The 17,351-nt window shown below is 66.8% G+C and carries 23 protein-coding genes; 11 read left to right on the forward strand and 12 right to left on the reverse strand.

What is annotated here, in order from left to right:
- Positions 1 to 37: 37 nt before the first annotated feature.
- Together JAO74_RS07270 and JAO74_RS07275 are read right to left on the reverse strand one after the other, a co-directional pair.
- Positions 38 to 1,120, reverse strand: a complete 1,083-nt coding sequence (locus JAO74_RS07270; protein ID WP_199036534.1) for an AI-2E family transporter — start codon at positions 1,118 to 1,120, stop codon at positions 38 to 40.
- A 194-nt stretch (positions 1,121 to 1,314) separates the two neighbouring features.
- Positions 1,315 to 2,256 (reverse strand): LysR family transcriptional regulator, encoded by a 942-nt coding sequence (locus tag JAO74_RS07275; protein ID WP_199036536.1) that lies wholly within the window; start codon positions 2,254 to 2,256, stop codon positions 1,315 to 1,317.
- A gap of 112 nt (positions 2,257 to 2,368) precedes the next feature.
- Here JAO74_RS07275 and JAO74_RS07280 point away from each other — a divergent pair, with 112 nt between their 5' ends.
- Positions 2,369 to 3,082: a pirin family protein gene (locus JAO74_RS07280; protein ID WP_199036538.1), complete on the forward strand. Its 714-nt coding sequence runs from the start codon at positions 2,369 to 2,371 to the stop codon at positions 3,080 to 3,082.
- A gap of 54 nt (positions 3,083 to 3,136) precedes the next feature.
- A complete protein-coding gene (wrbA, locus tag JAO74_RS07285; RefSeq protein ID WP_199036540.1) occupies positions 3,137 to 3,739 on the forward strand; it encodes an NAD(P)H:quinone oxidoreductase in 603 nt (200 codons plus the stop codon).
- A gap of 161 nt (positions 3,740 to 3,900) precedes the next feature.
- On the opposite strand, the gene JAO74_RS07290 is transcribed toward wrbA, so the two are convergent.
- Positions 3,901 to 4,596: a M15 family metallopeptidase gene (locus JAO74_RS07290; RefSeq protein WP_199036542.1), complete on the reverse strand. Its 696-nt coding sequence runs from the start codon at positions 4,594 to 4,596 to the stop codon at positions 3,901 to 3,903.
- A gap of 49 nt (positions 4,597 to 4,645) precedes the next feature.
- On the opposite strand from JAO74_RS07290, the gene JAO74_RS07295 reads away from it, so the two are divergent.
- The 3 genes from JAO74_RS07295 to JAO74_RS07305 are packed head-to-tail and all read left to right on the forward strand — an operon-like array spanning position 4,646 to position 6,223.
- Positions 4,646 to 5,281 carry an RluA family pseudouridine synthase gene (locus JAO74_RS07295; protein ID WP_199036544.1) on the forward strand — a complete coding sequence of 212 codons (636 nt, stop codon included), beginning with the start codon at positions 4,646 to 4,648 and terminating at the stop codon, positions 5,279 to 5,281.
- Between the two features lie 12 nt (positions 5,282 to 5,293).
- The gene (gene arfB, locus JAO74_RS07300; RefSeq protein WP_199036546.1) at positions 5,294 to 5,716 is read left to right on the forward strand and encodes an alternative ribosome rescue aminoacyl-tRNA hydrolase ArfB; all 423 of its coding nucleotides are present in this window, start codon (positions 5,294 to 5,296) and stop codon (positions 5,714 to 5,716) included.
- 24 nt (positions 5,717 to 5,740) lie between these two features.
- Complete coding sequence (locus JAO74_RS07305) at positions 5,741 to 6,223, forward strand: GAF domain-containing protein (RefSeq protein ID WP_199036548.1); 483 nt, start codon at positions 5,741 to 5,743, stop codon at positions 6,221 to 6,223.
- 129 nt (positions 6,224 to 6,352) lie between these two features.
- Here the strand turns inward: JAO74_RS07305 and JAO74_RS07310 are convergent, their stop codons facing one another.
- Complete coding sequence (locus JAO74_RS07310) at positions 6,353 to 7,618, reverse strand: M20/M25/M40 family metallo-hydrolase (RefSeq protein WP_199036550.1); 1,266 nt, start codon at positions 7,616 to 7,618, stop codon at positions 6,353 to 6,355.
- A gap of 158 nt (positions 7,619 to 7,776) precedes the next feature.
- On the opposite strand from JAO74_RS07310, the gene JAO74_RS07315 reads away from it, so the two are divergent.
- Entirely contained in the window at positions 7,777 to 7,941 is a 165-nt protein-coding gene (locus JAO74_RS07315; RefSeq protein WP_199036552.1) for a hypothetical protein, read from the forward strand.
- Positions 7,942 to 8,043: 102 nt separating this feature from the next.
- On the opposite strand, the gene JAO74_RS07320 is transcribed toward JAO74_RS07315, so the two are convergent.
- Positions 8,044 to 9,342 (reverse strand): MFS transporter, encoded by a 1,299-nt coding sequence (locus tag JAO74_RS07320; RefSeq protein ID WP_199036554.1) that lies wholly within the window; start codon positions 9,340 to 9,342, stop codon positions 8,044 to 8,046.
- A gap of 118 nt (positions 9,343 to 9,460) precedes the next feature.
- Between JAO74_RS07320 and pgsA the strand changes: the two genes are divergently transcribed.
- The 3 genes from pgsA to JAO74_RS07335 are packed head-to-tail and all read left to right on the forward strand — an operon-like array spanning position 9,461 to position 10,724.
- On the forward strand, positions 9,461 to 10,012 hold the full coding sequence (gene pgsA / locus JAO74_RS07325; protein ID WP_199036556.1) for a CDP-diacylglycerol--glycerol-3-phosphate 3-phosphatidyltransferase: 552 nt from the start codon (positions 9,461 to 9,463) through the stop codon (positions 10,010 to 10,012).
- Positions 10,013 to 10,020: 8 nt separating this feature from the next.
- Positions 10,021 to 10,278 carry a molybdopterin converting factor subunit 1 gene (gene moaD / locus JAO74_RS07330; RefSeq protein WP_199036558.1) on the forward strand — a complete coding sequence of 86 codons (258 nt, stop codon included), beginning with the start codon at positions 10,021 to 10,023 and terminating at the stop codon, positions 10,276 to 10,278.
- On the forward strand, positions 10,275 to 10,724 hold the full coding sequence (locus JAO74_RS07335) for a molybdenum cofactor biosynthesis protein MoaE (RefSeq protein WP_199036560.1): 450 nt from the start codon (positions 10,275 to 10,277) through the stop codon (positions 10,722 to 10,724). Before moaD ends, JAO74_RS07335 begins: the two co-directional genes overlap by 4 nt.
- Positions 10,725 to 10,766: 42 nt before the next feature.
- Here JAO74_RS07335 and JAO74_RS07340 read toward each other — a convergent pair whose 3' ends face one another.
- The 3 genes from JAO74_RS07340 to JAO74_RS07350 all read right to left on the reverse strand — a co-directional run bounded on the left by JAO74_RS07340 (position 10,767) and on the right by JAO74_RS07350 (position 13,261).
- A complete protein-coding gene (locus JAO74_RS07340; RefSeq protein WP_199036562.1) occupies positions 10,767 to 11,423 on the reverse strand; it encodes a fasciclin domain-containing protein in 657 nt (218 codons plus the stop codon).
- Positions 11,424 to 11,539: 116 nt separating this feature from the next.
- A complete protein-coding gene (locus tag JAO74_RS07345; RefSeq protein WP_199036564.1) occupies positions 11,540 to 12,442 on the reverse strand; it encodes a hydrogen peroxide-inducible genes activator in 903 nt (300 codons plus the stop codon).
- Between the two features lie 54 nt (positions 12,443 to 12,496).
- A complete protein-coding gene (locus JAO74_RS07350; RefSeq protein WP_199036566.1) occupies positions 12,497 to 13,261 on the reverse strand; it encodes a sulfite exporter TauE/SafE family protein in 765 nt (254 codons plus the stop codon).
- 162 nt (positions 13,262 to 13,423) lie between these two features.
- Here JAO74_RS07350 and epsC point away from each other — a divergent pair, with 162 nt between their 5' ends.
- Both epsC and JAO74_RS07360 read left to right on the forward strand, forming a co-directional pair.
- Positions 13,424 to 14,125 carry a serine O-acetyltransferase EpsC gene (gene epsC / locus JAO74_RS07355; protein ID WP_199036568.1) on the forward strand — a complete coding sequence of 234 codons (702 nt, stop codon included), beginning with the start codon at positions 13,424 to 13,426 and terminating at the stop codon, positions 14,123 to 14,125.
- On the forward strand, positions 14,125 to 14,460 hold the full coding sequence (locus JAO74_RS07360) for a DUF2794 domain-containing protein (protein ID WP_199036570.1): 336 nt from the start codon (positions 14,125 to 14,127) through the stop codon (positions 14,458 to 14,460). The genes epsC and JAO74_RS07360 overlap by 1 nt, the downstream gene beginning before the upstream one ends.
- Positions 14,461 to 14,667: 207 nt before the next feature.
- Here the strand turns inward: JAO74_RS07360 and JAO74_RS07365 are convergent, their stop codons facing one another.
- The 4 genes from JAO74_RS07365 to pstB all read right to left on the reverse strand — a co-directional run bounded on the left by JAO74_RS07365 (position 14,668) and on the right by pstB (position 17,338).
- Entirely contained in the window at positions 14,668 to 15,111 is a 444-nt protein-coding gene (locus JAO74_RS07365; RefSeq protein ID WP_199036572.1) for a hypothetical protein, read from the reverse strand.
- 89 nt (positions 15,112 to 15,200) lie between these two features.
- Entirely contained in the window at positions 15,201 to 15,893 is a 693-nt protein-coding gene (phoB, locus tag JAO74_RS07370) for a phosphate regulon transcriptional regulator PhoB (protein ID WP_056530905.1), read from the reverse strand.
- Positions 15,894 to 15,896: 3 nt separating this feature from the next.
- Positions 15,897 to 16,580 carry a phosphate signaling complex protein PhoU gene (gene phoU, locus JAO74_RS07375; RefSeq protein WP_199036574.1) on the reverse strand — a complete coding sequence of 228 codons (684 nt, stop codon included), beginning with the start codon at positions 16,578 to 16,580 and terminating at the stop codon, positions 15,897 to 15,899.
- 11 nt (positions 16,581 to 16,591) lie between these two features.
- Positions 16,592 to 17,338: a phosphate ABC transporter ATP-binding protein PstB gene (gene pstB, locus JAO74_RS07380; RefSeq protein WP_233150794.1), complete on the reverse strand. Its 747-nt coding sequence runs from the start codon at positions 17,336 to 17,338 to the stop codon at positions 16,592 to 16,594.
- Positions 17,339 to 17,351: the final 13 nt, after the last annotated feature.

Genomic DNA, 17,351 nt, shown 5'->3' on the forward strand with positions numbered 1-17,351 from the left:
ACCACACAAGCAATGAAGGCAAAAGGTTAATTCCCGATTAAGCCGGGGTGTCGGTTTTTTCAGAAGGCGCCAATAATGTCGCGTGATCGGCGCGGGGAATATCCTCGCCCAGCACTTCGCGCAGGTACAGGCTGCGCACGAGGGTGAAGATCACCACGAGCAGCGCGGCCGAGAAGAACAGCCCGAACAGGCCGAACACGATGCCGATGCCGATGATCGCGAAGACGGTGATCGCAGGCGGGATCGCGATCACGCGCTGCTGGACATAGGGCGTGATGAAGTTGGTCTGGACGAGGCGAACGACCGCATAGGTGGCCAGCGCCCCCAGCACCGGACCTGTCCCTTGGGTGGCGGCGAGGCCGAGTGCGGGGACCATGGCGGCGGTAGGGCCGACATAGGGGATGAACTCGCTGAGCCCCGCCAGCAGGCCGAGCGCGGCGGCCGACGGCACGCCCGATATCCAGAGGCCGAGGCCGATCAGAACGCCCATGCTGGTCATCAGGATCAGCGACGATCGCAGCCACAGGCGCAGCGTGGAGCCGACATCGAACAGCGCATCCTCGATCGCGGCGCGCTTCGACGGGGGCATCAGGAGGAGGAAGCCGCGTTCGTACACCTTGGGATCGCCGGCGAAGAACAGCGCGCCGATCAGGAGCAGGAGGCAGTTGAGGACGAATTCGCCACCGCCCTCCACCAGCCCGCCGACATCCTGCGCGGCGCGGCTGCCGGCGTATGCCTGGCGCACGGCGTCGACGATCTTGGCGCCGACCGGCGATTGCGAGGCCCAGCCGGCGAACTGGTCGATCAGGAAGGGCAGGCGGGTGACGAGGACGTTCACCTGCTGGCGGAACTCGACCCCGAACAGCCAGACGAGGAAGCCGATGACGCCGAGGACGGTGACGTAGCCGAGCGTCAGCCCGAGCTTCTTCGACGCGCCGAGATGGTCGCGATAGAGATCGGCGACGGCGTGGATGACGATCGCGCCGAGCATCGATCCGAAGGCGAGGATCAGGAGGTTGCCAGCGCGATAGAGCGCGGCGGTGACGGCGATCAGGACGATGAGGATGATGACGCGACGGATGAAGCGGGCGTCGGCCTTGTCGGGGGCGAGGCGGTTCATGAGTGGCGGGTGCCGAGCGCAGTTTCGTGGTGGTGGGGTTTTTGCGAGTTGCTGTGCCGAATCAAACAGGGTGCCTCCCCGGCAGAGGCCGGGGTCCAGGTGGGAGGGCCGTCGTGGGTCATTACAACCCTCCGCCCAACTGGACCCCGGCCTCCGCCGGGGAGGCGATCCGTGGGGTCGGTCGGGGCTGGCGATCACGCATCCGCAGATACTGGCAGATCACTCGCGGGGAGGACAGCGCCGGCGCAGGGGTCGCGCAGGTTCTGGCTGAGGAAGGCGATCAGCGCCTCGACCCGCTGCGGACGCAGGGGGCTGGGCGGGGTGAGCAGATGGAGGCCGATCGGCGGCGGTGTCCAGTCGGGCAGGATCGCGACGAGCCGGCCGTCGGACAGCATCGGGCCGACGATGAAGCCGGGCAGGCGGGCGATGCCGAGCCCGGCGACGAGGGCCGGGACCAGCGCATCGCCGGAATTGGCGATCAGCGGGCCGGTGGGGCGCAGCGTCACCTCCGGTTCGCCGTCTTTCCGGAAATGCCAGGGGCCGGGGATGTTGGAATAGCCGAGCACGCGGTGCTGCGACAGGTCGGACGGGTGACGCGGCGTTCCCGATGCGGCGAGATAGGCGGGGGCGGCGACGATATGCGTGGCGATGCCGCACAGGCGGCGGGCGCGCAGGCTGGAATCGGCGAGGTCGCCGATGCGGAGCGCGACGTCGAACCCCTCCGCGACGATATCGATGCGCGCGTCGGACAGATGCAGGTCGATCTGGATGCCGGGATGCAGCGTCAGGAAGTCGGCGACGAGCGGCGCGACATTGGCAATGCCGAAGCTCATCGGCGCGGCGAGGCGGACGCTGCCGGCGGGGGTGCTGGCGGCGTCGCGGGCGGCTTCCTCGGCGGCGCGCGCCTCGGCGACGATGCGGCGGGCGTGTTCGGCGAGCGGGCGACCGGCCTCGGTCAGGGCGAGCCGGCGGGAGGTGCGGTGGAACAGCGACTGGCCGAGTTGCGCCTCGAGCCGCGACACGGCCTTCGACACGGTCGCCTTGGACAGGCCGATCGACTCGGCCGCGCCGCTGAACGAGCGGGCATCGACGACGGCGGCGAAGATCGCCCAAGCTTCGAGATCGGGTAGTCGCATGGCCCTGCTCTCCTCTCGGCTTGTGATAACGGCGGAAACGATCGGTTTCCACCGTTTCCGTTTACGTGATGATCGGCCGCACTATCTTGGCATCAACCAAGGGAGTTAAGCCATGCTCGACACCAAGACCAAGATCGATATCCGCCGTTTCGAGACGCTGGGCCATGCCAATCACGGCTGGCTCGACGCGCGGCATCATTTTTCGTTCGCCAGCTATCACGAACCGGCCCGGATGGGCTGGGGCGCGATCCGGGTGTGGAACGACGATGTGATCGCGCCGAACGCCGGTTTTCCGCCGCATCCGCACCGCGACATGGAGATCATCACCTATGTCCGCACCGGTGCGATCACGCATCAGGACTCGCTGGGCAACACCGGCCGCACCGCGGCGGGCGACGTGCAGGTGATGAGCGCCGGATCGGGCGTGCGCCATGCCGAATTCAACGTCGAAAACGAGGCGACGACGCTATTCCAGATCTGGGTGGAGCCGACCACGAAGGGCGGCGAGCCAAGCTGGGGTGCCAAGCCGTTTCCGAGGGACGAGCGGTCCGGCCGGTTTACGGTGCTGGCGAGCGGCTTTGCCGAGGATGCCGATGCGCTGAAGATCCGCGCCGAGGCCCGTGTGCTGGCGACGACGCTGAGCGCTGGCGAGAGCGTGACGCACGAAGTCGGGGCGGGGCGGCATGCCTATCTGGTGCCGGCGACGGGCGCCCTCACCATCGACGGCACGGCGGTGAACGCCCGCGATGGTGTGGCGTTGTCGGCGGGGACGGTGACGATCACCGCGACCGAGGATGCAGAGATCGTACTGGTCGACGCGGCGTAAATTCCATTCGGCCCCGGCTTCGGTCGGGGCCGTTCCCTATTTTCAGGAGGTTTCATGGCCAAGGTACTGGTTCTTTATTATTCGTCCTACGGGCATATCGAGCAGATGGCCGATGCCATCGCCGAGGGTGTACGCACCGGCGGGGCAGAGGTGGACATCCGCCGCGTCGCCGAAACCGCGCCGGCCGAGGTGGTCGAGGCCGCGCATTTCAAGACCGATACCGCGCATCCGCTGATCGAGTCGCCCGATGCGCTCGCGACCTACGACGCGATCATCGTCGGTGCGCCGACGCGGTACGGCCGGATGCCGGCGCAGATGGCGTCATTCTGGGATACGACGGGCGGCCTGTGGTTTCAGGGCAAGCTGATCGGCAAGGTCGGCGGTGCGTTCACCTCGACCGCCAGCCAGCATGGCGGACAGGAGACGACGCTGTTCTCGATCATCACCAACCTGCTGCATCATGGCATGACGATCGTGGGGCTGGATTATGGCTTTCAGGGCCAGATGGGCGTGGACGAGGTGAAGGGCGGTACGCCTTATGGTGCATCGACGCTGGCGGATGGCGACGGATCGCGCCAGCCGAGCGCGGTCGAACTGGATGGCGCGCGGTATCAGGGCAAGCGGATCGCCGAGACGGCGGTGAAGTTGTTCGGGTGATTTCCCGGCCTTTCCCGAGCGGTATCGTTCGGGAAAGGCTCCCTATCTCCAATCTCGATCCGTCGTTGCGAGCGTAGCGAAGCAATCCAGCGTTCCGCGTGACGCCCTGGGTTGCTTCGCTACGCTCGCAACGACGGATGGGTCGGCGGGGTCATCAAGCCTCAGCGGCGGCGCTTTTTCTTTTTCGGTTCGGGCGGCAGGATGGGTGGCGAGGGCTGGCCGGTCAGCACGATCTTCAGCGGCGGATAGATGCCGGGGCTGGCCGGAAACGCGGCGCGTGCCTTGGCGAAGATGAAGCGGGCCTTGGCCGCGCCGGGGGCATCCGCCGTGCGGCCGACCCAGCGCCAGTGCCAGGGTTCCCATTTCACCTGCTGACGATTGCCCGGCGGGAAGCTCAGCTCGAACCCGAAGCGCGGTGCGTTGGCGAGCAGCCAGCGGGCGGCGGGGAGGGCGGCCATGCATGCCTCGATATCCGGGCAGTTGGGCGAGGGGCGGACGGCGAAGTCGATCGCGTAGCCGGTGGTGTGTTCGCTGTGTCCGGCTGGCGCGACCGAGATGGCGCGGCTCTGGTCGTCGCCTTCGCCGCCGGTGCGGAAGACGCCGCCCTGACGCTCGATCGAGCGGTGACAGGAGACGCCGCGCAGGGTGCCGCCGGTCGTCGGGTCGGTGGCGGCGGCGGCCAGCAGGGCGATCAGGTCGGGCAATACCTCGCGCCGGATCTGGCAGGCGTGCAGGCCGAAGCCGACGGGGGCCTCGACCAGTTCGCCGGGCGCGACGTTGCCGTACGGGAAGTGGCCCAGCACCCGGCCGTCCGTGACGGGTGCCATTGCGGCTTGGGCGAGGATAAGCACCAGCATCGACTACGGGCTCTGGCATGCGCGGGCCGGCGGTGGCAAGGAGCGCGGCATGCATGGTGACCGCGTACTTTTCATCGATGGCGAAGCGCTGGTGATCGACAAGCCCACGGGCTTGCCGGTCGATCGGCCGCGTGACGGATCGATCAGCCTCGAAAACCACCTTGAATCGCTGCGCTTCGGGTTCCAGCGTTGGCCGACGGCGGTGCACAGGCTGGACCGCGATACCAGCGGTTGCCTGTTGCTGGCGCGCAATCCCAAGGCGGGGGCACGATTCCAGCAGGCGTTCGAGCAGGGACTGGTCGAGAAGCGGTATCTGGCGGTGCTGGACGGCGTGGTCGAGGGTGAGGGACTGATCGAACTGGCGCTGGGCAAGACCAGCACGGCCGAGGATGGCTGGCGGATCGTGCCCGACGAGCGCGGCAAGGCGGCGCGGACGCACTGGCGCGCGATCGAAGTGCGGGGCGAGCGGACGCTGGTGGAATTCAAGCCGGAGACGGGGCGCACGCACCAGATTCGCGTTCATGCCGCCACCGGTCTGGGCGCGGCGGTGGTCGGCGATCCGGTCTATGGCCGGGCGGACAGGATCGGCATGTTGCTGCACGCGGCCGAGCTGATCGTGCAGCGGCCGGGCAAGGACCCGATCAAGGCCGAGGCGCCGATGCCCGAACGGTTCGAGAACTGGTGACGGTGAAGGGCGATGGTGGCTATTCCCATCACCCGGTCGATCTCGATCGATAGCGGAGAGATCGAGGAGAGCTTCACCCGGTCGGGCGGCCCCGGGGGGCAGCATGTGAACACCACCGACTCGGCGGTGCTGCTGCGCTTCGATGTGGGACGCTCGCCGGGGTTGCCGGAGATGGTGAAGGAGCGGCTGGCGGCGCTGGCCGGATCGCGGATGACGCGCGATGGCGTCCTGACCTTGCGCATCGAGGGGTCGCGGTCCCAATTGCTCAACCGGCAGGAAGTGCGCGAACGCCTGATCGAGATGATCCGCGAGGCGACGATCGTGCCGAAGAAGCGTCGCCCGACCCGGCCGACCAAGGCGTCGCAGACGCGGCGCGTAGATGGCAAGACCAAGCGGTCGGCGGTGAAGGCCGGGCGTGGGCCAGTTCGCGAATGACCGTGCAGGAATAGGGAAATATTGATGTATCAGTTCGATGTGGCTGCCGGATCGAAGGCGGAACTGTACCGCGATATGCTGGCGGCGCTGGACGCGCTGACCGATGGGGAGGCGGATGCGATAGCCAACATGGCCAACGCGGCGGCGCTGATCTGGCAATATCTGCCCGACCTGAACTGGGCGGGGTTCTATCGCATGGTCGATGGCGAACTGGTGCTGGGGCCGTTTCAGGGCAAGGCGGCGTGCATCCGCATTCCGGTGGGGCGCGGCGTGTGTGGCACGGCGGCGGCGGAACGGACGACGCAACTGGTCGAGGATGTCCATGCGTTTCCCGGACACATCGCCTGCGACGCGGCGAGCCGGTCGGAACTGGTCGTGCCGCTGGTGAAGGATGGCGTCGTGCTGGGGGTGCTCGATCTCGACAGTCCGGTGCCGGCGCGCTTCGATGCGGAGGATGCGGTGGGGTGCGAGGCGCTGGCGGCGTTGTTGAGCTCGCGTCTGACCTGAATCGGGACGCGATCATCACTAGTGATGGGGCGGTGATGGTGTTAGTTTTCCTGCAGGCGGTCTTCCCAGACGCGACCGCTCACGATGCCGCCCCGCGATGGACTCCCGTGGGGCGGCATTATTTTTGGATCAGCGACCGGCGAAGGTGACGAGGCTCTCCGATCCGTCCGCCGCCAGGGCCGAGACGCCGACGAAATGGTCGTCGACGGGAGTCTGCTTCAACAGTGTTTCGGTGCCGGTCACGTCGATCGATCTCGACCAGTCGGCGGTGTCGTTGCGCCGCCAGCGGACGCGGTAGTGGACAGCGCCGGGAACGGCCGCCCATTTGACCGAGGTGTCGCGTGACAGGGCGCCGGCGATCGTCGCGGTGGCGGGCGCGGCGGGGGCGGTGGCGAGGCGGTTCAACGTCGCCACGTTGATCGCCGTGACCTTGGCCAGATAGGCGAAATCCATCCGGTCGATCGTGTCGCCATAGACGGTGCCGTTTTCGGTGCGGAGGTCCTGATGCTGCGCGTCCCAATTTTCGTTGGCGACGGAGAAGCGGACGGCGGGATAGCCGAGTTTCAGGAACGGTTCGTGATCGCCGCCGCGTCCGAAGCGATCGGGGCGACGATCGAGAAAGACGTCGAGTCCGCGCCTGTTGCCGGCAGCGATGCCGTCGATCGCCTTGGCCAGCGCGCGGCTGGGGCCGTCATCCTCGCCGCCATTGCCGCGCCGGACGATCGCCTGCGCGGCATCCTCGGATGAGCGGATGCCTTCGGAAAAGACGCGGACCCATCGTGCTTCGCGGGCGCCGCCCTGTCCCAAGGTGTTGCCGACGATGTCGTTGTTGAGCATCGCCGACACCTGCCAGCCACGCGCCTTGGCCGTGTCGGCCAGCAGGGTCGCGCCCCACAGACCCTGTTCCTCGCCGGAAAAAACGGCGTAGACGATGGTGGCGTCGAACTTGTGCCGCGACAGGATACGGGCGGCCTCCAGCACCAGCGCGACGCCGGACGCGTCGTCGTTGGCGCCGGGTGCGTCGCTGGTTGCGTCCATCACGTCCGTCACGCGGCTGTCGATATGCGCGCCGACGATGACGACGCGGTTCGGATCGCGGCCCGGCTGGATGCCCAGGACGTCCTGCACCACGACGCCGGTGGGTGCGCGGGGGCCGGTGAAGGATCGTTCGATCCGCTCGACGGTGATGCAGCCGTTGCAGGCGCGGCCGATCTCCTCGAACCGCCGGGCCGCCCAGTCACGCGCGGCGCCGATGCCGCGGCGGGGATCGATGGTGGTGGAGGCGGTGTGGCGGGTGCCAAAACCGACCAGCGCCGCCACGTCGGCCTTCAACCGTTCCGGCGAGGGCGACGGGGTGACGGCGGCGGCGAGGAGCAGGGGCGCGATGATCGACATGGCGCGAGGGTGGAGCGGATCGCGTTTCCGCTCAAGCGTTTCCACGAGAAACGTGACTTCGTGCACGCCGACCATAACCGTCCCGACTTGGCACGGCGATATGTTAACCCATTTTGGGGCTGGTCCGAATAGGTAAATATGGCGTTAACACTTGCGCTATGACCAGACGCCTTGTCCTGACCAACGAAGCCGCCCGCCATCCGATGCGCCGCGCGTTGCCGCCACCGCCGCCCCCGGTGACCCGATCGGACGACAACGACGTGAAGCTGTTCTTCCTGAGCTTCGCGGCGTTCTTCACCTGCTTCTACAGCTTCATCTTTTAACTCGATCGTACTGCGTTCGTTATCGCGAGCGTCGCGAAGCAACTGAGGGCGTCACGCGGAACATCGGGTTGCTTCGCTACGCGCGCAATGATGGGGCGAGCCTCAATCGCAGGCGCGGTGCAGGCGTTGCGCGATCCAGGCGGAGACCAGACACATGCCGGCGACCAGCAGCAGCATGTTTTCCGGCGTCACGCCCAGCGCGGTGATGCCGATGACCGCAATCGAGCCGACCGTCATCGCGCCCGCATTTACGACATTGTTGGCGGCGACGGTGCGGGCGGTGTGGTCCTTTTCCACGGTGGTGGTGAGAAAGGCATAGAGCGGCACCACGAACATGCCGCCGGTGATCGCGATCGCCAGCAGCGTCAGCAGGATCGGCACCGATCCGGGCTGGGCGAGGAACGCGGTCCAGCCATAGAACTGGCCGGCGGGGGCGGGCGTCCAACCGCGTGACAGGAACGAGAACAGAACGACGAACGCGCCCATCGCGATCACCGATCCGGGCGAATAACGGGCGGATATATTGCCCTTCAACATGGTGTTGATGACCACCGATCCGATCGCGACGCCGACCGAGAAGACGGCGATGGCGATGCTCGCGACCTGTTCGTCGGCGGTGAGAACGTTCTTCACCAGCGGCGGGAAGACGATGATGAGGACCGAGGCGATCGTCCAGAAAAAGCTGATCGCGCAGATCGCCAGGAACAGGCGTGGGATGTGCAGCGTGGCGGAGATCAGCCGCCACGACGCGGTGAAGGGGTTGTAGTTCAACCGCAGGAGCGGCCCCTCCCGCGGTGCCGGTGGCACCTGCCGGCCCGACAGCAGGCCGATGACGGCGATGCCGAGGATCGCGCCGATCGTCCACCAGAAGGACAGTTTGACCAGGAAGCCGGCGGTGACGGTGCCGAGGAGGATGGCGAGATAGGTCCCCGCCTCGACCAGTCCGGTGCCGCCCAGTACATCGGCGGGGCGCAGATGCTGGGGCAGGATCGCGTATTTGATCGGCCCGAAGAACGTCGAATGGACCCCCAGCAGCAGGACCGACCCCAGCATCAGCGCGAGACCGAGCGAGACGTGGTTCCGGTTCACCGCGTACAATCCCGCCGCGCCGATCGCCATAATGCCGATTTCCGCCGACTTCACGAGGCGGATGATGCGGGCCTTGTCATGGCTGTCCGCCAATTGTCCTGCCAGTGCCGACAAGAGAAAGAAGGGCAGGATGCCAAGACCGGTGGCCAGCGCATTGAAGTTCGCTTCATGACCGGCATCGTTGAACACGACATAGGTCGCGAACAGGACCATCGACGTCTTGAACAGATTGTCGTTGAACGCGCCGAGGAACTGGGTCGTGAACAGGGGCAGGAAGCGACGTTGCTTCAACAGCCCGAGCGCATTTATCATGATGGGCGGGGCCTCGGTCGTGACATACAGCGCAGGCACTTAGCCCAGCGGGCGGCATGACGCCAACGTCTAATAAGTCGGTTCCCGCGGGCGTGATCGCAAGCTAGGGGAGGAGCGGATGCTGACGCTGCCCAATCTCCTGACGTTGTCGCGAATCGTCGCGGTGCCCCTGCTGGTGGGATTCCTGTGGTGGCCGCAATGGGCCGCGGGCTATGCCATCGCGTTCGCGCTTTATTGCCTGATGGGCATCACCGATTATTTCGACGGCTATCTGGCGCGGTCGAACGGCGCGGTGTCGCGGCTGGGCGTGTTCCTCGATCCGATCGCGGACAAGATCATGGTCGCGGCGGTGATCCTGATGCTGGTGGGCACGCGCGACATTGCCGGCGTGCATCTGATCGCGGCACTGGTGATCCTGCTCCGCGAGATCGCGGTGTCTGGCCTGCGCGAATTCCTGGCGCCGCTGCATGTGTCGATGCCGGTGTCGACGCTGGCGAAGTGGAAGACGACGTTGCAACTGGTGTCGCTGGGTGGATTGATTTTGGCTGGCGCACTCCCGCATGAGACGTGGATTCAGGTCGCGAGTCTGGCGGCGCTGTGGGGTGCGGCGGTGCTGACGCTGATAACCGGCTGGGATTATCTGCGCGTCGGCCTGAAGCATATGGACTGATCGAGACCATGGCGATCCGGATGCTGTATTTTGCCTGGGTGCGTGAACGCGTCGGGACAGGCGAGGAACTGGTCGATCCGCCGGCGTCGGTGGCGACGGTCGCGGCGCTGATCGATTGGCTGGCGGCTGGCAGTCCGACCCATGCCGCGGCCTTTGCGGAGCGCGGGCGGTTGCGGGCGGCGGTGGATCAGGTCTTCGTTTCGCTCGATGCACCGATCGAGGGTGCGCGTGAGGTGGCGCTGTTTCCGCCGGTGACGGGCGGATGATCCGCGTCGTCGTGTCGCCGGCGAACATCGACTTGGCGGCGGAGATGGCGCTGGCCGAAGCGAACGGCGTCGGCGCCGTCGCGACCTTTACCGGGCTGGTGCGCGCGGACCCCGGTGTGGTCGGGGATGTCGAGACGCTGGAACTGGAACATTATCCCGGCGCGACGGAAGCGGCGCTGGAGGGGTTGGCCTGCGAGGCGCAAACGCGCTGGTCGCTGGCGTCGGTAACGGTGGTGCACCGGGTGGGTCCAATGCGGCCGGGCGAGCGGATCGTGTTCGTGGCGGCATCATCGCGGCACCGTGGCGCGGCGCTGGACGCCTGTGCGTTCCTGATCGACCGGTTGAAGACCGATGCGCCGTTCTGGAAGCGGGAGACACGCAGTGGCACCGCCGCCTGGGTCGAGGCGCGTGAGGCGGATGACGACGCCGCCCGGCGATGGACATAGGCCGTTGATGCTCCCCTCCCGGCCGGGAGGGGAGCAACCGGATCAGCCCAGCTTGGGCAGGCTGATGCCGTTGGTCGAGTGGATGACGCCGTTCGCCTCACGCAGATCGGCGGGCTTGTCGATATAGCTCTTGTTGCCGACCGCGTCGGTCAGCAGGATCGAGCCATTGTCGATCGTCGCGACGAGCGGCTGGCCCGACAGCGTGTTCAGCGTCGCCGTACCGCCGCCGGCGGCGATCTGCGCCTTCAACTGGTCGGACGTGATCGCACCCGCGACGACGTGGTTCTTCAGGATCGTCGTCAGGCTGGCGACGTTGGCGGGGGCCAACAGCGTATCGAGCGTGCCGGCGGGCAGGCGGGCGAACGCGTCGTCATTTGGCGCGAACAGCGTGAAGGGTCCGGGGCCGCCGAGCTGCGCGTCGAGCTTGGCCGCGGTGATGAGACGCACCAGCGTGGTGTGTGCGGGCACAGACGGCAGCGCCTGTACGATCGTCGTGGTGGCGGCCGGAGTCGCGGGCGCCGGCGCCGCGGCGGGAGCGGCGGGTGCGGCCTGTGGCGCGGTCGTCGTCCCAGGGGCTGATGCTGTGCCGGTGGCCGGTGCCGTGGTGGGGGCGGATGAAGCCGGCGCGGTGGTCTGGGCCGAAGCCAGAGCGGGCAGGGCGATGAAGCCGGCGGTCAGGGTCAGCAAGGTAGAACGCATTCGTACACTCCCGGTTCGTTGCGCAATTGCACTGACCTTTCACCGCGCCACCGCTGCAATGGTTTCGATGGACACGATGAATCGAGGCTGTGATGCGACCGGTCGTTAACGATCGTTCAACGGGCTTCGGCCAATACCTCTGCGAGCAGGCGGAAATCGGCTTCGCGGGGAGAGGCGCGGCGCCAGACCAGTGCGATCTGGCGCACCGCATCCGGGGCGGCAAGCGGCCGGGCGGTGACGCTGGTGTGGTCGAGGATGCCGGCCTTCAACGCCATCTCGGGCAGCATGGTGATGCCGAGGCCGTTATCGACCATCTGCACGATCGTGTGGAGCGACGTGCCGAGCATCGTCGCCTCCGCCCGTGTCTCCGGCCGGCTGCAGGCGGCGAGCGCGTGGTCTTTCAGGCAATGACCGTCCTCCAGCAGCAACAGGCGGCTGCCGTCGATCGCGTCGTCGGCGATGGCGGGGGGCAGGGTGTCTGCCTCGGTCCCCTGGAACGCCACGAACAGCCGGTCGTCGAACAGCGGCGCCGAGGCGACCTCGCCACACGCAAAGGGGAGCGCGAGCAGGACACAGTCGGTACGGCCGTTATGCAGCCCCTCGCACGCGGCGGCGCTGGGTTCCTCGCGCAGGAACAGGCGCAGGTCGGGATAATCGCGGCGCAGATGCGGCAGGATATGCGGGAGCATGAACGGCGCGATGGTGGGGATGACGCTCATCCGCATGTCGCCCGTCAGCGGCCGACCGGCGGCGCGGGCGAGATCGCCCAGTTCGTCGGCTTCGCGGAGGACGCGCCGGGCCTTGTCGACTATCCGCTCGCCGACCGGCGTGAAGCGGACGACGCGGCGGGTGCGTTCGACCAGCACGACGCCGATCAGCGTTTCCAGATCGCGCAGGCCCGCCGACAGCGTCGACTGGGTAACGAAACATGCCTCTGCGGCGCGGCCGAAATGACCGTGATCGCGCAGGGCGACGAGATACTGGAGTTGCTTGAGCGTGGGCAGGTAGGTGGCGGCCATGGCGCCTCCGCTAGCGTACCCGCGCCCGCGCGCCTACCCGTGGTGCCATGCCGATCAGTGCAGCGCGCGCCACAGGCCGAACAGGCTGGTGATGATGAGGATGACGCCCACCAGCGTCATGAGCGTCCGGGCGGGCACCCGCTTTGCCAGAATGGCGCCGAAGGGAGCCGCCAGCACGCCGCCGATCAGCAGGCCGACGGTGGCGATGGTGAACGCGGCCCATCCCAATTGGGTTAGGAACGTGATCGAGATCGTGACGGTCAGGAAGAATTCGGCGGTGTTGACGGTGCCGATCGTCGTGCGGGGCGTGGCGCCCTGCACCAACAGGTTCGACGTGACGACCGGACCCCAGCCACCGCCGCCGGCCGCATCGAGGAAGCCGCCGATCAGGCCGAGCGGCTCGACCACCTTGGGTTCCTTGCCGATCGGCGCGTGGCGGGCGGCGCGATAGAGGAGGTAGACGCCGATGCTGGCGAGGTAAGCAAGGATGAACGGCTTGGCGACGGCGGCGTCGATGTTCGACAGCACATAGGCACCCAGCACGCCACCGATGACGCCGGGAATCATCAGCCGCAGGAACAGTTTCCAGTTTACATTGCGATGAAGCGTGTGGCTGATCCCCGACACCGCCGTCGTGAAGGTTTCGACGGTATGGACGCCGGCCGAGGCGGCGGCAGGCGGAACGCCGATCCACAACAGGGCGGTGTTCGAGATGACACCGAACGCCATGCCCAGTGCGCCGTCGACCACCTGTGCGCCGAAACCGATGAGAATGAAGGGCAGGATGGTCGAGAAATCGAACGTCGCGAGATCGGGCATGGAATTCCTTTCGAAGGCGCAACGTGGCGGGAACGGACAATATCCACAAGAAAGATAGGCTTTAGCCAGCGGCGATCACGGTTCGTCGCATACTGGCAATTGTCGTGTCCGCGCCTTAGATCGCGATGACGCGTCAGGGAAAGCGCGAAGGAACGCTCAGTCATGCCAAACCGCCTCGTCGCGTATATCGATTCCATTCGCGCCCGCGATCCGGCCCCGCGCAGCCGGGCGGAGGTGCTGACCTATCCGGGCGTCTGGGCGCTGGCGGGCCACCGGGTGGCGCACCGCCTGTTCCGGGCGCGGCTGTTCCTGCTGGCGCGGATCGTCAATCACTGGACGCGGGCATGGACGGCGATCGACATCCATCCGGGCGCAACGATCGGCCGCAATTTTTTCATCGATCATGGTTTCGTGGTGATCGGCGAGACGGCGACGATCGGCGACGACGTGACGATCTATCAATGCGTGACGCTGGGCGGGACGAGCCCCGACAAGGGCGTCGGCGGCAAGCGCCATCCGACGATCAGCGATGGCGCGATCATCGGGTCGGGCGCGCAGGTGCTGGGACCGATCCTGGTCGGCGCACGCTCGCGCATCGGCGCCAATGCGGTGGTGACGCGCGACGTGCCGGAGGGCGCGGTGATGGTCGGTATCCCGGCCCGTCCGACGACGATCGACGGCGGTGCGGCGCTGGCGCCACGCTTCGTGCCCTATGGTACGCCCTGTTCGGAGAATTTCGATCCGGTGACGCAGAAGACGGAATTGCTCCGTTGCGAAGTCGAACATTTGCGACGGCGGCTGGAAGCGTTGATCGCCGAACACGAGCATGGCGGGCTGGACGCCGGAGAGCGTGACCGCGCCTGATGGGGGTCGTACTGTTTCCCGAGCGCCGGAACGTACAGGTCGGATTCGACCGTGCGGAACTGTCGCGCATCCTCGACCTGTATGGCCGGATGGTCGCGGCGGGCCATTGGCGTGACTATGCGATCGAATTGGGGCGTGAGGCGGCCGTCTTCTCCGCCTTTCGGCGTGCCGCCGAGCGACCGGAGATCCGGATCGAGAAGCGACCGGCGTTGCGTTTGCGGCAGGGGATGTGGGCGCTGGTCGGTGAGGCGGGCGCGGTGTTGAAGCGCGGACAGGAACTGGGACCGGTGCTGGCGCCGGTCGAGCGGCGGTTGATGAAGCTGGTCGACGAATAAGCGGAGCGGCTGGTGGTCATGCGGATGCAGGAATCCGAAGCCAAGCATGGTATCGCTTTTGATTCTGGGCTCCTGCCTTCGCAGGAGCACGGTGGGTCGATCGGCTGCCGATCCTACCGATATATTTAGATATAGAAAGGGCGCCCACCCGAGCGGGGAGCGCCCTTTTCCACACCTGCTAAAACGCAGGCATCGTCGATCAGCGGGTTACTTGCCGCCGCGCTGGCGGCACTTGTCGTACTGACCCTTTTTGCAGATCGGATAGGACTGCAAGGCGGCCGGTGCCGGGAACGCTTCCGAGGGTGCGGCAGCCGGACGGAACGTTACCGGGCCGCCGGGCGTGCCGGTGGTTGCGGGCTGTGTCGGCTGATAGCCGCCGACCGGATCACCAGTCGCGATGCCGGCGGGGGCTGCCGTCGTTGCTGGTGCCGCCTGTGCCATCGGCGCTGCGGGATCCGCTGCGGGTGCCGGCTCCGCGGGGGCGGTCGGTGCGGCGGTGTCCGCCGGCATGGCCTGATCGGCGGGCATCGCCGGATCGGTTGCGGGGGCGGTCGTCGGCGTCTGCGCGGCCGGCGGCGCCGGGGCGGTGGTGTCCTGTGCGATCACCGGGGTGGCGATCAGGGCCGTCGCGGCCAATAGGATGAGCTTCATGGCGAATCTCCTGAGAAAATCTGACGTGCGCTTTCACTCACGCCGCCGACTAACGCCCATCCTGTGATTTGTGTCCTTCGCGAAACGATTCAGCCCTCGGCGTCCAGCGCGTAACCGGCGGAGCGGACCGTGCGGATGATATCCGGCCGGTCGCCGACGTTGATCGCCTTGCGCAGGCGACGGATATGCACATCGACGGTGCGGCTTTCGATATCGCTGTCATGGCCCCACACCGCATCGAGCAATCGCTCGCGTGAGAAGACCCAGCCGGGATGTTCGAGGAAATGCTTGAGCAGGCGGAATTCCGTCGGCCCGAGCGCGACCATCTCGCCGCCGCGCCGCACCTTGTGGCCGACGGTGTCCATCTCGATGTCCGAATAATTCAGAGCTTCGCCCGCCAGACCCGGACGGACGCGGCGCAGGACGGCACCGACGCGTGCGACGAGTTCGCGCGGCGAAAAGGGCTTGGTGACGTAATCGTCCGCGCCGGTTTCCAGGCCGCGGACGCGGTCCTCTTCCTCGCCGCGTGCGGTGAGCATAATGATCGGCACGTTCTGCGTCTCGGGCGCGCGGCGCAGGCGGCGGCAGACCTCGATGCCGGAGATCCCCTCGACCATCCAGTCGAGCAGGACGATGTCGGGCGTCCGCTCACGCGCGAGCAGCAAGGCCTCCTCGCCGTCGGCGGTGTGGACGACGTCGAAATCCTCGCGCCGGAAATGGAATTCGAGAAGTTCGGCGAGCGCCGCATCGTCCTCGACCAGCAACATCGTGACACGTGCCATGGTTCAGTCCTTGTCGCCGCCGCGGTCGCGGTCGGCCATCTGGGCGCCGGTCGCGGCGAAATAGACCATCTCGGCGACGTTGGTGGCATGGTCGCCGATGCGTTCGAGATTCTTGGCGATGAACAGCAGGTGCGCGACCTGGCTGATCGTCGCCGGGTTCTCGACCATGTAGGTCACCAGCGTGCGGAAGATGGAGTCGTAGAAATCGTCGAGCGCGGCGTCGCTTTCGCACACCAGCACCGCGCCCGGCGCATCGCGCGCGCCGAACGCGTCGAGCGCGTCGCGGACCATCTCGGACGCCATCCGGCCCATGGCGGGCAGGACGGACACCGGTTCGATGCGGTGTTCGCTTTCGATCAGCGGCACGCGCTTGGCGATGTTCTTGGCGTAATCACCGATGCGTTCGACCACGTTGGCGATCTTCAGCGCCGCCACGACCTCGCGCAGGTCGACCGCCATCGGTGCGCGGAGCGCGATGATCTGGACGACGAGGCGTTCGACCTCCGCCTCGATCGCGTCGATGGCCTTGTCGCCAGCGCGTACTTCGGCGGCGAGAGCCAGATCGTTGCGTTGCAGCGCCTGCATTGCCTTGGCGATGGCATCTTCCGCGAGGCCGCCCATCTGGCTGATGAGCCCGCGCAACTGGCCGATATCGTTGTCGAAGGCCTTGACCGTATGCTGGTTCATAGATCCCCCACTCAGCCGTAGCGGCCGGTGATGTAATCCTTGGTCCGTTCCTGGACGGGATTGGTGAAGATGTCGGACGTCGCGCCGTATTCGACGAGCGTGCCGAGGTGGAAGAACGCGGTCTTCTGGCTGACGCGCGCCGCCTGTTGCATGTTGTGCGTGACGATCGCGATGGCATAGCGGCCGCGCAGTTCGTGGATCAGTTCCTCGATCTTGGCGGTCGCGATCGGATCGAGCGCGCTGCACGGCTCGTCCATCAGGATCACTTCGGGATCGACGGCGATGGCGCGGGCGATGCACAGCCGCTGCTGCTGGCCACCGGACAGGGCGGTGCCGCTGTCGGTCAGGCGATCCTTCACCTCGTTCCACAGACCGGCGCGGGTCAGCGAGCGTTCGACCACGACGTCGAGGTCCGCCTTGCCGGTGGCGAGGCCGTGGATGCGCGGGCCATAGGCGATGTTCTCGAAGATCGATTTCGGGAACGGATTGGGCTTCTGGAACACCATGCCGACGCGGGCGCGGAGCTGCACCACGTCCATTTCCGGCGCGTAGATGTCCTGCCCGTCGAGGCGGATGTCGCCATCGACGCGGGCGGAGGCGACGGTGTCGTTCATCCGGTTCAACGTGCGCAGGAACGTGCTTTTGCCGCAGCCGGACGGGCCGATGAAGGCGACGACCTTGTCCTGCTCGATATCGATCGAGACATCGTGCAGCGCTTGTTTGGGTCCGTACGACACGTTGACGTGGCGGGCGGTCATTTTCGGTTCGTTG

The sequence above is a fragment of the Sphingomonas mollis genome (assembly GCF_016427505.1).
GTDB classification, from domain to species: domain Bacteria; phylum Pseudomonadota; class Alphaproteobacteria; order Sphingomonadales; family Sphingomonadaceae; genus Sphingomonas; species Sphingomonas mollis.

Bases quoted from the DNA above. Each gene is read 5' to 3' on its own strand.
- JAO74_RS07270 (WP_199036534.1), bottom strand. From the start codon at position 1,120: ATGAACCGCCTCGCCCCCGACAAGGCCGACGCCCGCTTCATCCGTCGC.
- JAO74_RS07275 (WP_199036536.1), bottom strand. From the start codon at position 2,256: ATGCGACTACCCGATCTCGAAGCTTGGGCGATCTTCGCCGCCGTCGTC.
- JAO74_RS07280 (WP_199036538.1), top strand. From the start codon at position 2,369: ATGCTCGACACCAAGACCAAGATCGATATCCGCCGTTTCGAGACGCTG.
- wrbA (WP_199036540.1), top strand. From the start codon at position 3,137: ATGGCCAAGGTACTGGTTCTTTATTATTCGTCCTACGGGCATATCGAG.
- JAO74_RS07290 (WP_199036542.1), bottom strand. From the start codon at position 4,596: ATGCTGGTGCTTATCCTCGCCCAAGCCGCAATGGCACCCGTCACGGAC.
- JAO74_RS07295 (WP_199036544.1), top strand. From the start codon at position 4,646: ATGCATGGTGACCGCGTACTTTTCATCGATGGCGAAGCGCTGGTGATC.
- arfB (WP_199036546.1), top strand. From the start codon at position 5,294: ATGGTGGCTATTCCCATCACCCGGTCGATCTCGATCGATAGCGGAGAG.
- JAO74_RS07305 (WP_199036548.1), top strand. From the start codon at position 5,741: ATGTATCAGTTCGATGTGGCTGCCGGATCGAAGGCGGAACTGTACCGC.
- JAO74_RS07310 (WP_199036550.1), bottom strand. From the start codon at position 7,618: ATGTCGATCATCGCGCCCCTGCTCCTCGCCGCCGCCGTCACCCCGTCG.
- JAO74_RS07315 (WP_199036552.1), top strand. From the start codon at position 7,777: ATGACCAGACGCCTTGTCCTGACCAACGAAGCCGCCCGCCATCCGATG.
- JAO74_RS07320 (WP_199036554.1), bottom strand. From the start codon at position 9,342: ATGATAAATGCGCTCGGGCTGTTGAAGCAACGTCGCTTCCTGCCCCTG.
- pgsA (WP_199036556.1), top strand. From the start codon at position 9,461: ATGCTGACGCTGCCCAATCTCCTGACGTTGTCGCGAATCGTCGCGGTG.
- moaD (WP_199036558.1), top strand. From the start codon at position 10,021: ATGGCGATCCGGATGCTGTATTTTGCCTGGGTGCGTGAACGCGTCGGG.
- JAO74_RS07335 (WP_199036560.1), top strand. From the start codon at position 10,275: ATGATCCGCGTCGTCGTGTCGCCGGCGAACATCGACTTGGCGGCGGAG.
- JAO74_RS07340 (WP_199036562.1), bottom strand. From the start codon at position 11,423: ATGCGTTCTACCTTGCTGACCCTGACCGCCGGCTTCATCGCCCTGCCC.
- JAO74_RS07345 (WP_199036564.1), bottom strand. From the start codon at position 12,442: ATGGCCGCCACCTACCTGCCCACGCTCAAGCAACTCCAGTATCTCGTC.
- JAO74_RS07350 (WP_199036566.1), bottom strand. From the start codon at position 13,261: ATGCCCGATCTCGCGACGTTCGATTTCTCGACCATCCTGCCCTTCATT.
- epsC (WP_199036568.1), top strand. From the start codon at position 13,424: ATGCCAAACCGCCTCGTCGCGTATATCGATTCCATTCGCGCCCGCGAT.
- JAO74_RS07360 (WP_199036570.1), top strand. From the start codon at position 14,125: ATGGGGGTCGTACTGTTTCCCGAGCGCCGGAACGTACAGGTCGGATTC.
- JAO74_RS07365 (WP_199036572.1), bottom strand. From the start codon at position 15,111: ATGAAGCTCATCCTATTGGCCGCGACGGCCCTGATCGCCACCCCGGTG.
- phoB (WP_056530905.1), bottom strand. From the start codon at position 15,893: ATGGCACGTGTCACGATGTTGCTGGTCGAGGACGATGCGGCGCTCGCC.
- phoU (WP_199036574.1), bottom strand. From the start codon at position 16,580: ATGAACCAGCATACGGTCAAGGCCTTCGACAACGATATCGGCCAGTTG.
- pstB (WP_233150794.1), bottom strand. From the start codon at position 17,338: ATGACCGCCCGCCACGTCAACGTGTCGTACGGACCCAAACAAGCGCTG.